The sequence below is a fragment of the Kribbella sp. NPDC056345 genome, assembly GCF_042262745.1.
Taxonomy (GTDB): domain Bacteria; phylum Actinomycetota; class Actinomycetes; order Propionibacteriales; family Kribbellaceae; genus Kribbella.
This window is the reverse complement of sequence record NZ_JBHJQQ010000004.1, coordinates 663620-677666: the sequence shown is the minus strand read 5'-3', so window position 1 is coordinate 677666 and position 14047 is coordinate 663620. Positions and strand designations below refer to the sequence as shown.

General features: G+C 67.6%; 13 protein-coding genes. 8 read left to right on the top strand and 5 right to left on the bottom strand.

What is annotated here, in order from left to right; all coding sequences use genetic code 11:
- The first annotated feature begins 42 nt into the window (after nucleotides 1-42).
- Genes ACFCV3_RS18120 through ACFCV3_RS18110 form a run of 3 tightly spaced genes read left to right on the top strand, consistent with a single transcriptional unit; the run spans nucleotide 43 to nucleotide 3337 of the window.
- Nucleotides 43-1146 carry a LuxR C-terminal-related transcriptional regulator gene (locus tag ACFCV3_RS18120; RefSeq protein WP_376031136.1) on the top strand — a complete coding sequence of 368 codons (1104 nt, stop codon included), beginning with the start codon at nucleotides 43-45 and terminating at the stop codon, nucleotides 1144-1146.
- A complete protein-coding gene (locus ACFCV3_RS18115) occupies nucleotides 1143-2240 on the top strand; it encodes a helix-turn-helix transcriptional regulator (protein WP_376031135.1) in 1098 nt (365 codons plus the stop codon). Before ACFCV3_RS18120 ends, ACFCV3_RS18115 begins: the two co-directional genes overlap by 4 nt.
- Nucleotides 2237-3337, top strand: coding sequence for a helix-turn-helix transcriptional regulator (locus ACFCV3_RS18110; RefSeq protein ID WP_376031134.1), 1101 nt, complete (start codon nucleotides 2237-2239; stop codon nucleotides 3335-3337). Before ACFCV3_RS18115 ends, ACFCV3_RS18110 begins: the two co-directional genes overlap by 4 nt.
- Here ACFCV3_RS18110 and ACFCV3_RS18105 read toward each other — a convergent pair.
- A complete protein-coding gene (locus ACFCV3_RS18105; RefSeq protein WP_376031133.1) occupies nucleotides 3306-5120 on the bottom strand; it encodes an acyltransferase in 1815 nt (604 codons plus the stop codon). The genes ACFCV3_RS18110 and ACFCV3_RS18105 overlap by 32 nt on opposite strands.
- Before the next feature lie 82 nt (nucleotides 5121-5202).
- On the opposite strand from ACFCV3_RS18105, the gene ACFCV3_RS18100 reads away from it, so the two are divergent.
- The 5 genes from ACFCV3_RS18100 (at nucleotide 5203) to ACFCV3_RS18080 (ending at nucleotide 10017) form a co-directional block, all read left to right on the top strand.
- A complete protein-coding gene (locus ACFCV3_RS18100; protein WP_376031132.1) occupies nucleotides 5203-6288 on the top strand; it encodes a LacI family DNA-binding transcriptional regulator in 1086 nt (361 codons plus the stop codon).
- Between the two features lie 155 nt (nucleotides 6289-6443).
- Entirely contained in the window at nucleotides 6444-7757 is a 1314-nt protein-coding gene (locus ACFCV3_RS18095) for an ABC transporter substrate-binding protein (RefSeq protein WP_376031131.1), read from the top strand.
- Complete coding sequence (locus ACFCV3_RS18090) at nucleotides 7757-8731, top strand: carbohydrate ABC transporter permease (protein ID WP_376031130.1); 975 nt, start codon at nucleotides 7757-7759, stop codon at nucleotides 8729-8731. The genes ACFCV3_RS18095 and ACFCV3_RS18090 overlap by 1 nt, the downstream gene beginning before the upstream one ends.
- A complete protein-coding gene (locus ACFCV3_RS18085) occupies nucleotides 8724-9563 on the top strand; it encodes a carbohydrate ABC transporter permease (RefSeq protein ID WP_376031129.1) in 840 nt (279 codons plus the stop codon). The genes ACFCV3_RS18090 and ACFCV3_RS18085 overlap by 8 nt, the downstream gene beginning before the upstream one ends.
- A 4-nt stretch (nucleotides 9564-9567) precedes the next feature.
- Nucleotides 9568-10017: a MaoC family dehydratase gene (locus ACFCV3_RS18080; protein WP_376031128.1), complete on the top strand. Its 450-nt coding sequence runs from the start codon at nucleotides 9568-9570 to the stop codon at nucleotides 10015-10017.
- On the opposite strand, the gene ACFCV3_RS18075 is transcribed toward ACFCV3_RS18080, so the two are convergent.
- The 4 genes from ACFCV3_RS18075 to efeU are packed head-to-tail and all read right to left on the bottom strand — an operon-like array spanning nucleotide 10014 to nucleotide 14019.
- On the bottom strand, nucleotides 10014-10781 hold the full coding sequence (locus tag ACFCV3_RS18075) for a hypothetical protein (protein ID WP_376031127.1): 768 nt from the start codon (nucleotides 10779-10781) through the stop codon (nucleotides 10014-10016). The genes ACFCV3_RS18080 and ACFCV3_RS18075 overlap by 4 nt on opposite strands.
- 25 nt (nucleotides 10782-10806) lie before the next feature.
- The gene (gene efeB, locus ACFCV3_RS18070; RefSeq protein WP_376031126.1) at nucleotides 10807-12069 is read right to left on the bottom strand and encodes an iron uptake transporter deferrochelatase/peroxidase subunit; all 1263 of its coding nucleotides are present in this window, start codon (nucleotides 12067-12069) and stop codon (nucleotides 10807-10809) included.
- Nucleotides 12066-13205: an iron uptake system protein EfeO gene (gene efeO, locus ACFCV3_RS18065; protein WP_376031125.1), complete on the bottom strand. Its 1140-nt coding sequence runs from the start codon at nucleotides 13203-13205 to the stop codon at nucleotides 12066-12068. Before efeO ends, efeB begins: the two co-directional genes overlap by 4 nt.
- A complete protein-coding gene (efeU, locus tag ACFCV3_RS18060; RefSeq protein ID WP_376031124.1) occupies nucleotides 13183-14019 on the bottom strand; it encodes an iron uptake transporter permease EfeU in 837 nt (278 codons plus the stop codon). Before efeU ends, efeO begins: the two co-directional genes overlap by 23 nt.
- Nucleotides 14020-14047 lie beyond the last annotated feature (28 nt).

Genomic DNA, 14047 nt, shown 5'->3' with positions numbered 1-14047 from the left:
TCTGGGATGCCATCCGGCCCGCCCTCGGGTCACACTGAATCTGTGAAGACCTACCACGCAGAGTCCGCGCGAGCCGGGCTGCAGGCTGCTGCTGTGGCGGGGTTGAGTTGGGAGGACTTCTGTCTGGCGGCTATCGAGTTGCTGGACCGGGCGGTGCCGAACGACGGGATTTGTCTTGGGCCGGCGGATCCGGCTACCAGCTTGCTGGTGGGGCGGGTGAAGACGCGGATGCAGGATGTGGACGAGCTGGCGTTCCTGGAGCACGAGTACGGCGTCGACGACATCAACCGGTTCTCGGATCTGGCGCGGCGGGAGGTTGGGGTCAGCATCCTGGCTGAGGCGACTCAGGGTAGGCCGGAGCTCAGTACGCGGCATCGGCTGATGCTGGCGGGGAACGGCGTGGAGCACGAGATGCGTGGCACGCTGCGGTCCGAGGCTCGGATGTGGGGGTTCTACACGATTTACCGGCATTCCGGCCGGAGTGGGTTCTCACCGGCCGAGGCCGAGTTCCTGCATCGTCTTGAGCCGATGCTGGCCGCCGGTCTGCGGCGTGGCCTGATCAGTACGGACGTCAGTCGGCAGCAGCGTTCCCAGGGCGCAGCCGTGGTCATCGTCAACGCCGCCGACCAGGTCGTCTCAGCGACCGAGGCTGCCGAGGACCGGGTCGCCGATCTGGGCGGCGAGATGTGGTCGCGGCTACCGGTACCGGTGAAGGTGGTGATCACGGCGGCCCGTGGGATTCCGGGCCAGCCGGCACAGGTGCCCCGGGTGCGGCTGCGCACGCAGTCGGGCCAGTGGGTGTCAGTGCACGCAGCGCCGGTGCGTGGGCCGGAGGGGGTCACGTCCGACATCGCTGTGACGATTGAGAATGCCGGTCCGGCCGCAATCATTCCGCTGGTGGTGGCGGCGTACGGACTGACCGAGCGGGAGCGCGGCGTCGTACAGCAGGTGTTGAGTGGTGCGAGTACGGCGGAGATTGCGGGGCGACTGCACATGTCGCCGTACACGGTGCAGGACCATCTGAAGGCGGTCTTCGACAAGACCGGTGTGTCCAGCCGGCGGGAGCTGCAGTCACGCATCTTCTTCGAGCACTACGCCGGCCGCATGGAGAACGAGCTCGACGCCAACGGCTGGCTGGCCGAATGAAGACGTACCGCGCTGAGCCGGCGTCCGCGGGACTGGAGGCTGCTGCGGACGCAGGGCTCCGGTGGGACGACTTCTGCGCGGCAGCGATCGAGCTGCTCAAGCAAGCGATCCCGTTCGACGCGGTCTGCATGAGTACGACGGATCCGGCCAGCAATCTGTCCACCGCGGGAGTGTTGTACGGCCTTGATCGGCTCGGCGACGAGGAGTTCCTCCAGCTCGAGTACGGCGAGCCGGACTACAACAACTTCGTGGACCTGGCCAGGCGGTCGGTCGGCGTCAGCATTCTTGCCGAGGCGACCGAGGGCCGGCCGCAGCTGAGCAAGCGGTACCGGGAGTTCCTCACCAAAGGCGATATCCCGCACGAGATGCGCGGCGCATTGCGGTCCGGCGGACAGATGTGGGGCGTCTTCACGTTGTACCGCACGACCGGGCGCAGCGGGTTCTCTCCCGGCGAGGCAGAGTTCATGCACCGGATCGAACCGGTGCTGGCGCGTGGAATACGACGCGGCCTGATCGTCGGCGACCTGCAGCGAGCCCATCGGTCCGCAACAGCCACGGTGGTGGTCCTCGACCCCGCCGACCAGGTCGTCTCGGCGACCGAGGGCGCCGCGGAGCGCTTTGAGGAGCTCGGCGGTGACCTGTGGTCACAGGTTCCGGTCACTGTGGCCAGCGTGGCGGGTGCGGCCCGCAGGCCGTCGAGGCGGTGGGCGCCCGAGATGCGGATGCGCAGCCGGTCCGGCGAATGGCTCAAGCTGCACGCGGCCCGAGTCAGTGGTCCCGAGGGCCCAACAGCGGATGTCGCGGTGACGATCGCACCGGCAGGGCCGGCCGAGATCATCCCGCTGGTGGTGGCGGCCTACGGACTGACCGAGCGGGAGCAGAACGTCGTACAGCAGGTGCTGGCCGGTGGGAGCACGGCCGAGATCGGCAGGCGGCTCTACTTGTCGCCGTACACCGTGCAGGATCACTTGAAGGTGATCTTCGCCAAGGTTGGCGTATCCAGTCGGCGTGAACTGGCGTCGCGGGTGTTCTTCGATCACTACGTGGGCCGGATGGAGAGCGGGCTTGATGCGAACGGGTGGTTGGCCGGGTGAAGACGTACCGGGCTGAGGCGGCGTATGCGGGGCTGGAGGCTGCGGCGACCGCGGGGTTGCGGTGGGACGACTTCTGCCGGGAGGCGGCGGAGTTGCTGGCGCAGGCCATTCCGTTCGACTCGTTGTGCCTTGGTACGTCGGACCCGGCAACCAATCTGCTCTGTGGCGCAGTGATGCACGATCTCGATCAGCTGACGACCGATGAGTTCGTCGCTGCCGAGTACGGCGCGGCCGACTACAACCACTTCATCGATCTGGCTCGGCGGCCGGTCGGGGTGAGCATTCTTGCCGAGGCGACCGAGGGCAATCCGCAGCTGAGTCGCCGGTACCGGGAGTTCCTCACCAAAGGTGACATCCCGCACGAGATGCGCAGTGCGCTGCGGTCCGGTGGGCGGATGTGGGGTGTGGTCACGCTGTACCGCACCAACGGGCGCAGTGGCTTCTCACCGGGCGAGGCCGCGTTCATGCACCGGATCGAGCCGGTACTGGCGCGCGGGCTGCGGCGCGGTCTGATCGTCGGTGACCTGCAACGGGCGCCACGGTCGTCGTCAACTGCAGTGGTGATTCTGAACGCCGCGGACCAGGTCGTCTCGGCGACCGATGCGGCCGAGCAGCGGTTCCAGGACCTCGGAGGTGACCTGTGGTCGACGCTCCCGGTCCCCGTGGTGAGTGTGCTGGCGGCTGCGCGTGGAGTGACCGGGCAGTTTGTGCCGGAGATGCAGGTGCGTACCCAGGCCGGTGAGTGGCTCACCCTGCACGCGGCACGGGTGCGTGGGCCGGAGGGGGTGACCACGGACATCGCGGTGACGATCGCACCGGCAGGGCCGGCCGAGATCATCCCGCTGGTCGTGGCGGCGTACGGGCTGACCGAGCGGGAGCAGAACGTCGTACAGGCCGTGCTCGGCGGTGGGAGCACGGCCGAGATCGCGCGGCGGCTGCACCTGTCGCCGTACACGGTGCAGGATCATCTGAAGTCGATCTTCGAGAAGGTCGGGGTGTCCAGCCGGCGGGAGCTGACGTCGCGGGTGTTCCTCGACCACTATGTCGGGCGGTTCGGTCAGAGCCCTACTGCCACGGGGTGGTTCGCGGAGGGATGAGGGGCTCGGGGCGGTGGACGCCGCGGGGGCGGTAGCCGAGGGCGTCGGCGTGACCTAGGTAGTCGGCAAGCAGCCAGACGACCGACAGCCACATCTCGGTGCCTTGCAGGCCAGGGATCGCGCGGTCGTCGGAACCGTTCGGGGCGAAGGCGAAGCCGGCTCCGTCGACCCAGCGGTCGAGGATGCGGGTGAGCTGCTCCTCGGCCCAGCGGCGGGCTTCTGGTTCGCCGTACGACGTCTGTTTGCGGGCCAGCCAGAGTGGGTGGATCACGTCGAGGACGTTGCAGGCATTGTCGTTGCCGCCGGTGAACATCCGACGGTCGTTGCTGTGGGCAAGGACTGTGGCGACGGCCTGCTCGGGGTACGGCAGCGGGAGGCCGAACTGTGCGTAGGTGCCGCGGGTCAGGCGGTAGAAACCGTTCACCACTTGGAGCCAGCCGTCGTCGGGGTGCGGGGTCCCCCAGGTGCCGGTGTTCGGGTCGGCGTTGATGGTGAGCCAGCCGACCAGGGAGTCGAGGCCGGTGGATTCCTGGTGGTCGTGGGCGTTGCGGGCGATCGCCGTACCGAGAGCGTCGATCGCTGCGCCGGCCGACCAGGCGTTTCTTGCCCAGGGCAAGCGGTCGAGTTCATGGGTGGTGAAGGTTGTGTCGATGGGGTGTTCGAAGCTGCTGCCGAGGACCTGGAGGGCGTAGCCGACGCACAGGACATGGTACGGCGCTTCGCCTTGCAGGACTGTGAGTTTGGCGTCGGATGGGGTGGCGAGGCCGGCGTCTGAGAGGTCTCCTGGGGCGACCAGTCCGGTCTTCGGCTCCTGGCGCGCGCGGAGGCGGCGGACGAGGTCGTCCCGGGTGTGGCCGGCCGGGGTACGCCGTACCAGCAGGTCGGCGATCTCGACGGCATCACACCATGGGCGGACTGCTGGTGCGTGGCCGAGGCCGGGTCGGTCGACGAAACGCTCACCGTCCCACGAGCGAGCCAGTACGTCGTCCACCTGATCCCGAGCCCGAGCCGCAAAAGCCGTAAGCCGGGAAGGCAGTTCACCTTGGAAGGTGGTGAGGGGGACGGGAGCACGAGGCGCCGAGCCCGGCAAGGTGGTTGAGGCGGGCGCGGCGGCGGAGGTGGTGGGCGCGGCGGCGGGGGCGGTGAGCGCGACGCCGGGGGCCGTGGGCGTGGCGTCGGGCGCGGCGGCGGTGGCGCCCGGTGTGGGGGGAAGGGCGGGGGCGTTGGGGTGGCGGGAGCGGAGGACTCGGGCTGGGTTGCCGGCGGCGATCGAGTTTGCTGGGACGTCCTTGGTGACGATGGCGCCGGCGCCGATGATGGTGTGGGGGCCGATCGTGACGCCGTCGAGGATGGTGACGCCGGAGCCGATCCAGACGTCGTCGGCGATGGTGATGCCGCGGCTGGAGTGGGGCTGGCGGAAGATGGGCTCGCCGGGGGTGGTGCCGTGGTTGAAGGCGAGGATCGAGCTGTGCGCGCCGATCCGGACGCCGTCGCCGATGGTGACGTGACCGCGGACGGCGGTGAACGGGTTGATGGTGCTGTCGGAGCCGAGGGTGATGCGGCCGGTGACGTAGGCGTGCGCCGCGATGTACGAGCGCTCCCCCAGTTGCAGCTCGTCGCAGTACACGGCAGCCGACTCGGCGACGTACACGTCAGCGGCCAGCTCCACCTCGCCATTCAGCCGCGCCTGGCGCTCGGTCTGACGGGAGCGCTCGGCCGGCGTGGCGGTCCGGGCGTACTCCCACGGCAGGAAATCCAGTCGCAACGGCTCCGAAGAGGTCATGGGATAACGCTATCCAACACTCAGGAATGGCGCTCGGCCGAATCACACGCTGCTACTCTCCCGCCATGCGGGGTGGAAGTGCATGACGACATCCGGGTCCTTGACCGACGGCGCTGACAGCGACGCCGACGGTTCGGCTGATGCTGGGCGGCGTGGTCATCGGGTCACGATCAGCGATCTGGCCCGGCAGTTGCAGATCTCCAAGGCCTCGGTCTCGTATGCGCTGAACGGTCGCGCCGGGGTCAGCGATGAGACTCGGCAGCGGGTGCTCGACCTGGCCGAGGAGCTCGGCTTCCACCCGAACTCGGCGGCCGTCGCGCTGTCGGCGAGCCGGACGCGGACGATCGGGATCGTGATTGCCCGCGACCCGACGCTGATCTCGACCGAGGCGTTCTACATGCGCACCCTGGTCGGCATCGAGCAGTACCTGAACGAGGTCGACTCGTCGCTCCTGCTGCGCCTCACCGGCGAGAACGGCGAAGACCTCGACGTACTGCGGCGCTGGTCGCGGCAGGGCCGGGTCGACGGGTTCGTACTGTTCGACGAGCACCAGAACGACCCGAGAGTCCCGTTGCTGCGGGAGCTCGGCGTACCGTGCGTCGTGGTCAGCTCCAACGCTCCGGACGACGGTGTCGGCCGGCTGATCAGCCGGCCGGACGAGACCGTGACGCTGCTGCTCGACCACCTGGCCGAGCTCGGTCACCGCGAGATCGCGCACGTCAGCGGCCCGTTCCACTTCATCCACGAGCAGCTCCGCGTCCAGCTCCTGCGCGAGTACGCCGAACGTCGCGGCATCACCGTCCGGCATGTCGAGGGCAACTACCGCTACGAGGACGGCGCCGAGCACACCCGGCGCCTGCTCGCCGGCCCGGACCGCCCGACCGCGATCATCCTCGGCAACGACCTGATGGCCGTCGCCGCGCTCCGCGTGACCACCGAGCTGGGCCTCGACGTACCCGGTGAGGTCTCGATCCTCGCTTGGGACGACTCGCCGTTGTGCGAGCTGGCCGGCCCCGGCATCACCGCCGTCGACCAGCAGACGATGGAGCGCGGCCGCGCCGCCGCCGACCTCCTGCTCCGCCTCGCGGCCGGCCAGGAGGAGCTCCACGACGAGGCCCCGCCGGGTCTGCTGCGGGTGCGCACTTCTTCGGGCCCCGCCCACATCTGACTACTCTGGGCGAGTGCGCGATGGCACTCAGTGGCAAGCACGTCACGAGGCAGTAACAAACCGTGCGCAACTGAACCGGTTAGGGTTTCGGAGCTTAACCGGTTAGGGACATAGTGGGCCCGACATCATGACCGCGCGAGGACGAGGAGTCCGACGTGAGACTGCGTTCGCTTGTAGCCGCCGTAGCGGCGACCGCTCTGGGAGTCGGCCTGGCCGCCTGCGGAGGCGGGGATACCGGCTCCGACGGGGGCTCGGGTGGGGACCAGACGCTGACCTACTGGGCCAGCAACCAGGGCACCAGCCTGGACAACGACAAGCAGGTCCTGACCCCGGTGCTGGAGCAGTTCACCAAGGACACCGGGATCAAGGTCAACCTCGAGGTGATCGGCTGGAACGACCTGCAGACGCGGATCCAGACCGCGATCACCTCCGGCCAGGCGCCGGACGTGGTCAACATCGGCAACACCTGGGCGGCGTCGCTGCAGGCGACCGGGGCGTTCCTCCCGTTCGACGACGACGCGATGACGGCGATCGGGGGTAAGGACAAGTTCGTGCCGACGGCTCTGGCGACCGGCGGCAAGGCAGGCGAGGACGTGACGTCGGTCCCGCTCTACGGTCTGGCCTACGGCCTGTACTACAACAAGGCGATGTTCGCGGCGGCCGGTCTGCAGCCGCCGAAGACCTGGGAAGAGATGGTCACCGCCGCCCAGAAGCTGACCAACCCCGCGAAGAACCAGTGGGGGATGGCGCTCGCCGCCGGCAGCTACACCGAGAACGTGCACTTCGCGTTCATCAACGGCGCGCAGAACAAGTCCGAGTGGTTCGACGCCGAGGGCAAGCCGACCTTCACCAGTGACGGCAACGTCCAGGGCGTGCTGCGGTACCTCGACCTGATGCAGAAGGACAAGGTCGCGAACCCGTCCAACGCGCAGTACGACAACGGCACCAAGTCGGTCAACGACTTCGCGACCAAGAAGGTCGCGATGGTGATCAACCAGAACAACGCCGACTCCTCGATCGTTGCCAACGGCATGAAGGCCGGCGAGTACGGCGTCGTCCCGTTCCCGTCGCCTGCCGGTGGCGAGCCGGTGGCCAGCCACGTGGCCGGGATCAACCTGTCGGTGTTCAAGAACACCAAGCACAAGGACGCGGCGCTCAAGTTCGTCAAGTACATGACGGACGCGCAGACCCAGACCACGCTGGGCAAGCCGTTCTCGTCGCTGCCCGTCCTGAAGGACGCCAAGCCGGTGTTCACCACCGACGCCGCCGAGGCCGCGATCTTCCAGGACATCTACAACACCAAGTCCAAGCCGCTGCCGCTGGTCCCGGCCGAGGACCAGTTCGAGAGCACCGTCGGTAAGGCGATGAACAGCATGTTCGCCAAGATCGCCACCGGCGGGACGGTCAGCGCCGACGAGGTGAAGGCTGCGCTCAAGACCGCCGAGGACCAAGTGGCCGCAGGCAGCTGATGTCGGTCGCCACCCACGAAGCGACGCCGGCGGCCACCAAGCCGCCGGCTCGCAAGTCCAAGCCGGAACTCCGTCCTGGTCTGAGCCGATGGTTGCCCTACGCACTGGTGGCCCCGGCGGTCCTGATGGAACTCGTCATCCACATCGTCCCGATGCTGGTCGGGATCTGGATGAGTTTCGTCAAGCTGACCAAGTTCTTCATCGCGAACTGGTCGGCCGCCCCGAGCGCCGGGATCAACAACTACAAGGTCGCACTCGACTTCGACAACGCGGTCGGCGAAGGGCTGCTGAAGTCGTTCGGCGTCACGCTGGTCTTCTCGCTCGTCACGGTCGCGCTCTCCTGGGTGCTCGGGATGGCGGCCGCGGTCGCCCTGCAGCCGGCGTTCCGCGGCCGGAGCTTGGTCCGCACGTTGTTCCTGGTCCCCTACGCGCTTCCGGCGTACGCCGGGATCCTGACCTGGAACTTCATGCTGCAACGCGATACCGGTGCGGTGAACCACGTGCTGACCCAGCTGCACCTGGCCGACGACCGGCCGTTCTGGCTGATCGGGAGCAATGCCTTGTTCTCGCTCATCACGGTCGCCACCTGGAAGCTGTGGACGTTCGCGTTCCTCACCCTGATGGCCGGGCTGCAGAGCATTCCGCGCGACCAGTACGAGGCGGCCGCGGTGGATGGGGCCGGCAATCTGCGGCAGTGGCGCAACATCACCCTCCCGGCGTTGCGCCCGGTCAACCTGGTGCTGGTTCTCGTGCTGTTCCTGTGGACGTTCAGCGACTTCAACACGCCGTACGTGCTGTTCGGTACGGCGCAGCCGCCGGCCGGTGACCTGATCACCTTCCACATCTACAACGCGTCGTTCCTGACCTGGAACTTCGGTTCCGGTGCCGCGATGTCCGTGCTGCTGCTGATCTTCCTGATGATCGTCACCGGCATCTACCTGTTCGTCACGGGAAGGAAGACCCGCCGTGCTTGAGACCAAGGGCTTCAAGGCCTACCGGGCCGTCGTACTGGTGGTGCTCGGCCTGTTCGTGACGATCCCGCTCTACGTGATGGTGACGTCGTCGCTGAAACCGCTCAAGGACGTCCAGGGCGCGTTCACCTGGTGGCCGTCGAACCTGACCATCGCGCCGTTCATCGACATGTGGAAAACGGTGCCGCTGGCAAGGTACTTCGTGAACTCCACCATCGTCTCGGTGGTCGCGACACTGTTCTCGGTGGCGCTCGCGATCCTGGCCGCGTTCGCGGTGTCGCGGTTCAAGTTCCGCGGGCGGACGGTCTTCACCACCACGGTGCTGTCGACGCAGATGTTCCCCGGCGTGCTGTTCCTGCTGCCGTTGTTCCTGATCTTCGTGAACATCAACAACCAGTTCGGGCTGCAGCTGGTCGGGACGCGGCTCGGGCTGATCATCACCTACCTGACGTTCAGCCTGCCGTTCTCGATCTGGATGCTGGCCGGGTACTTCGACAGCATCCCGCGCGAGCTGGACGAGGCGGCGCTGGTGGACGGTTGCGGCCCGATGGGCGCGCTCTGGCGAGTCGTCCTGCCGGCGGCGCGTCCCGGCGTGATCGCGGTGGCGATCTACTCGTTCATGACTGCCTGGGGTGAGGTGTTGTTCGCCTCCGTGATGACGACAGAAGCGAACAGAACCCTGTCGGTCGGCCTGCGTCAGTACTCGACCCAGACCAACATCTACTGGAACCAGATCATGGCCGCGGCGCTGATCGTCAGCATCCCGGTCGTCATCGGCTTCCTGCTTGCCCAGCGCCACTTCGTCGCCGGCGTTACCGCAGGAGCAGTTAAATAGAGGTATGTACCTCGAGGACTACGTGGTGGGGACCCGGACCGAGCATCCGGGACGGGTCCTGGTCGGCCAGGGCGAGATCGTCGAATTCGCCCAGCGGTTCGACCCGCAGTACTTCCACGTGGACCCGGCCGCCGCGGCGAACGGGCCGTATCACGGCCTGATCGCCAGCGGCTGGCACACGGCAGGACTGATGATGCGCCTGTACGCCGACCAGTACCTGTCCAAGGTCGCGAGCCTCGGTGGCCCCGGTGTCGACGAACTGCGCTGGCACCTCCCGGTCCGCCCCGGTGACATCCTGCGTCTCACCACCGAGGTTCTCCAGGCCGACCGCTCCCGCTCCAAACCCGACCGCGGACTGGTCCGGACCCGCGTCGAGCTCTACAACCAGGACAACACGCTGGTGCTGTCCTGTATCGCCCTCAACCTGATCGGTGCCCGCGCCCCGATCGGCTAGTAGCCGGCGATGTTGACGTCGGTGGTGTAGTTGCTCGCATAGCGGTCGCCCTTGCCGACGGTCGAGCCGCTGTAGCCCGACGTGGAGACACGGTAGAGCTCGTCGATCGACAGGTCCCTGGCCGAGCTCGGACCGGAGTCCGGGATCGCGGAGCCCTCAGCGGCGAAGGTGATGATCTTCTGGCGGGTCGCCGCGTCCTTGACGAACAGCGGCAGCACACCGGGCAGGCCTTGTTCGAGGGCGGCGATCGCCCCCTTGATGCACTGTGGACAGTCCTTCACCATGGCACTGCCCCAACCGAACACCCGGATCCGCTCGACGTAGGCCTTCTGCGTGTAGTCGGCGTGGACGACGACCTCCAGGTTGCCCTTCTCGCACTGGATGCCGAGGATCTTCTTGTCCTGGCAGGCATAGCCCTTGGACTTCAGCGTCTTGACCAGGCCGTTGACCGTGATGCCGGGCAGGCATCCGCGGCACGGCGGTGCTGCCGGGGTGGCTGAGGCGCTCGGGCTTCCGTCGTTGGCGGGTTCGGTGGGGCTGCCACCGTCGCTGGTCGGCTGGGACGTGATTGGCGTCGTACCGGCGGTGTCGTCGGAGCTGCCGGTGAAGCGGGTGATCACGAAGAGACCCGCGCCCAGGACCACCATGACGACGACCACGGTGAACACGATCAGGATGGTCTTGTTGCTCCCGGACGGCGGCGGAGGCGGCGGCGGGTAGCCGCCGTACTGCTGCTGTCCGTAAGGGGTCTGCTGATAGCTCACCGGCACAATGTAGTGAGCCGGTGGTTCAGGCGAAGAGCTTCTCGCCCCAGTACGACCCAGGTGTGACACCACCGGGACATGCGAAGATGCCGGACCCGACGTGGTGGATGTACTCGTTCAGGACGTCGGTGCGGGCCAGTTGGGTCTGGATCGGGATGAACTGCTTGCGCGGATCGCGTTGGTAGGCGAGGAAGAACAGCCCGGCGTCCAACCGGCCCAGACCATCCGAGCCGTCGACGAAGTTGTACCCGCGCCGTAGCAACTCCGCACCGTTGTTGAACTGCGGGTGCGCGAGCCGGACGTGCGCCTCCAGCGGAATCTTCAGCTCGCCGTCGGGGCCCTTGGCAACGAAGTCGATCGCGTCGAACTCCTCGGCCTTGCCGAGCGGGGCGCCGGTCCCCTTGCCGCGGCCGATGATCGTCTCCTGCTCACCGAGCGAGGTCCGGTCCCAGATCTCGATGTTCATCCGGATCCGGCGCGACACCAGGTACGAGCCGCCGACCATCCACTCGGCGCCGTCCTCGGGCTGGACCCAGAGGTGCTGCTCGAGCTTCTCGGCGTCCTCGAGCTTCAGGTTGTTCGTGCCGTCCTTGAAGCCGAACAGGTTCCGCGGCGTGGTCTGCGCCCGCGAGGTCGACGACGTCCGCCCGAAGCCCAGCTGGGAGTAGCGCACCGCGACCCGGCCGAACCCGATCCGGGCCAGGTTGCGGATCGCGTGCACCGCGACCTGCGGATCGTCCGAACAAGCCTGTACGGCGATGTCGCCGCCGGACCGTCCTGGCTCGATGTCGTCACCGATGAAGTGCGGAAGGTCGACGAGCGCGGCCGGCCGCTTCGAGGCCAGCCCGAACCGCTTGTCGAACAGCGAAGGCCCGAACCCGATGGTCAAGGTGAGCCGGGCCGGCGGCAGACCGACCGCCTCACCGGTGTCCTCCGGCGGAGCCTCGCCCGGCCCGTTCACAGCGCCGTACTGACCGATGTCGCGGCCGGCCGTGAGCAGCGCGGCCGCAGCGGTCCACTCCTTCAGCAACGCGATCAGGTCGTCACGCTTGGTCGTGGTCACATCGAACGCGGCGAAGTGCAGCCGGTCCTGCGCCGCGGTGACGATCCCCGCCTGATGCGGTCCGTGGAACTCGACCGGGCCGGTGGTGTCCGCAGCCTGCGACTCCTCGCCGGACAACACCGAATGAGCGGCGTACCCGGCGACTCCGGTCGCGACCGCGGCACCCGCCGCGCCGAACAGGCCACGGCGAGAGATGCCCTTGCGGGGAGCGTCTTCAGTCGTCATTTCTTCGCGATCACTCCGGCAACCTTGGAGACCGGCTCGGCCAGCCCGTCGACGACCCGGCTCAGCTCCTTCTTCTCCGCATCGGACACGACGTACGGCTTGAAGCCGTCGCCGACGCGGTACTTGTCGACCGCCGCGAAGACCGCCTTGAAGTTGGTGTCCAGCGCGGTGACGAGCGCGGGGTCGCGCTTCTGCAAGGCCGGGCGGAGCGCCTGGATCGCGGCCTGCGATCCCTCGACGTTGGCTTGGAAGTCCCACAGGTCGGTGTGCGAGTAGCGGTCCTCCTCACCGGTGATCTTGGTGGTGGAGACCTCGTCGAGCAGTTCCTTGGCGCCGTTGGCCAGCTGCAGCGGGTTCAGTTTCACGACCTTGGCCTTGGCGACCACGGTCTTCACGTCGACGAGCAGCTGGTCGGCGTACTTGGCCATCCCGGCCGTGGTGTTCTTCTCCCACAGCGCCTGCTCGATCCGGTGGTACCCGGTCCACTCGGTGCCCGGCTCGACATCGTTGACCCGGGCATCGATCTTCGGGTCCAGGTCACCGAACGACTCCGCGACCGGCTCGATCCGCTCCCAGTAGGTGCGCGAGATCGGGAACAGCTCCTTCGCCTTGGCGACGTCACCCGCCTTCACCGCGTCCACGAACTCGGTCGTCTTCTGCTCCAGCGCGACCGCCTGCGAGTTCACGTACCGCTGGTAGCTCTCGGTGGCCTGCTTGAGCAGGGTGTCCTCGTCCACCTGCGCGGGCGCGTCACCGGCCACGTTCAGCTCGCCGCGGATCCCGTCGCCGACCATGCCCGGCTTGCAGACGGCCTGGTACTTGCCGGTCGGCAGCTCGACGATCAGATCGCGCTTGAGGCCCGGGCCGATGTTCTCGACCTCACCCATCACGCGGTCACCGTCGGCGTACACGTAGAACTCGGTGACCTTGCTGCCACCGTTGGAGACCGAGAAGGTGCTGGTCCCCGACTTCACGTCGCGGCGGCTCAGGTCGCACGCCGAGTCGGTCGCCTTGACGGTGACCGGGCCGGTGCCGTCGTCGGACGCGGCCGGCTTGTCCTCGGCACAGGCGGTGAGAGCGGCGAGCCCCAGTACGACGCCGATGGTGGTGGCCTTAAGAGCCTTGGACCTGGGCATGTTTCTCCTGGACAGGTGTGATCGGACGGAAGTACAGCACCAGCACGGGCACCAGGTAGGCCAGCCAGGCGATCGACTCGATCACGGTCGGCGCCGGGTTGAAATTGAAGATGCCCTTGAGGAGTACGCCGTACCAGCTGTCCGGCGGGATGACGTGCGAGATGTCGAACGCCAGGTTCTGCAGGCCCGGCAGGATGCCGGCCTCCTGCAGATCGTGGAAGCCGTAGGCGAAGATGCCGGCCGCGACCAGGATGAGGACCGCGCCCGTCCACTTGAAGAAGACGCCCAGGTTGATCCGGACCGCGCCGCGGTAGATCAGCACGCCGAGCACGACCGCGGTCGCGAGGCCCAGGAGGACGCCGATGAACGGTACGGCGGTGGTCGCGGTCGCGGCCGACGCGTACACGATGAAGGCGGTCTCGATGCCCTCGCGGAACACCGCGAGGAACGCCAGGATCACGACGGCGCGCGGGCCGATCGCCAGCGCCTGGTCCATCCGGTCCCGCAGCTCCTTGGCGATACTGCGCGACGCCTTGCGCATCCAGAAGATCATCCAGGTGACGAAGCCGACCGCGAGGATCGACATCACCCCACCGACGGTCTCCTGGGTGGTGAAGGACCTGGCGGTCAGCGCGGTCACGAACTGCAGCAACCCCCACGCGGCGGCTGCCACGGCCAGTGCCGCGCCGACTCCGATCCAGACCAGTTTCAGCCGGTCACGACGTCCTGACTTGACCAGGAAGGTGGCGAGGATGCTGATGACCAGCGACGCCTCGAGGCCTTCACGCAGGCCGATCAGGTAGTTCGCGAGCATGGCGGACGGTCCTCATACCTTAGGGATG

Coding starts and splice junctions, on each gene's coding strand:
- efeB (WP_376031126.1), bottom strand. CDS start 12,069: ATGACGACTGAAGACGCTCCCCGCAAGGGCATCTCTCGCCGTGGCCTG.
- efeU (WP_376031124.1), bottom strand. CDS start 14,019: ATGCTCGCGAACTACCTGATCGGCCTGCGTGAAGGCCTCGAGGCGTCG.
- efeO (WP_376031125.1), bottom strand. CDS start 13,205: ATGCCCAGGTCCAAGGCTCTTAAGGCCACCACCATCGGCGTCGTACTG.
- ACFCV3_RS18115 (WP_376031135.1), top strand. CDS start 1,143: ATGAAGACGTACCGCGCTGAGCCGGCGTCCGCGGGACTGGAGGCTGCT.
- ACFCV3_RS18100 (WP_376031132.1), top strand. CDS start 5,203: ATGACGACATCCGGGTCCTTGACCGACGGCGCTGACAGCGACGCCGAC.
- ACFCV3_RS18090 (WP_376031130.1), top strand. CDS start 7,757: ATGTCGGTCGCCACCCACGAAGCGACGCCGGCGGCCACCAAGCCGCCG.
- ACFCV3_RS18105 (WP_376031133.1), bottom strand. CDS start 5,120: ATGACCTCTTCGGAGCCGTTGCGACTGGATTTCCTGCCGTGGGAGTAC.
- ACFCV3_RS18080 (WP_376031128.1), top strand. CDS start 9,568: ATGTACCTCGAGGACTACGTGGTGGGGACCCGGACCGAGCATCCGGGA.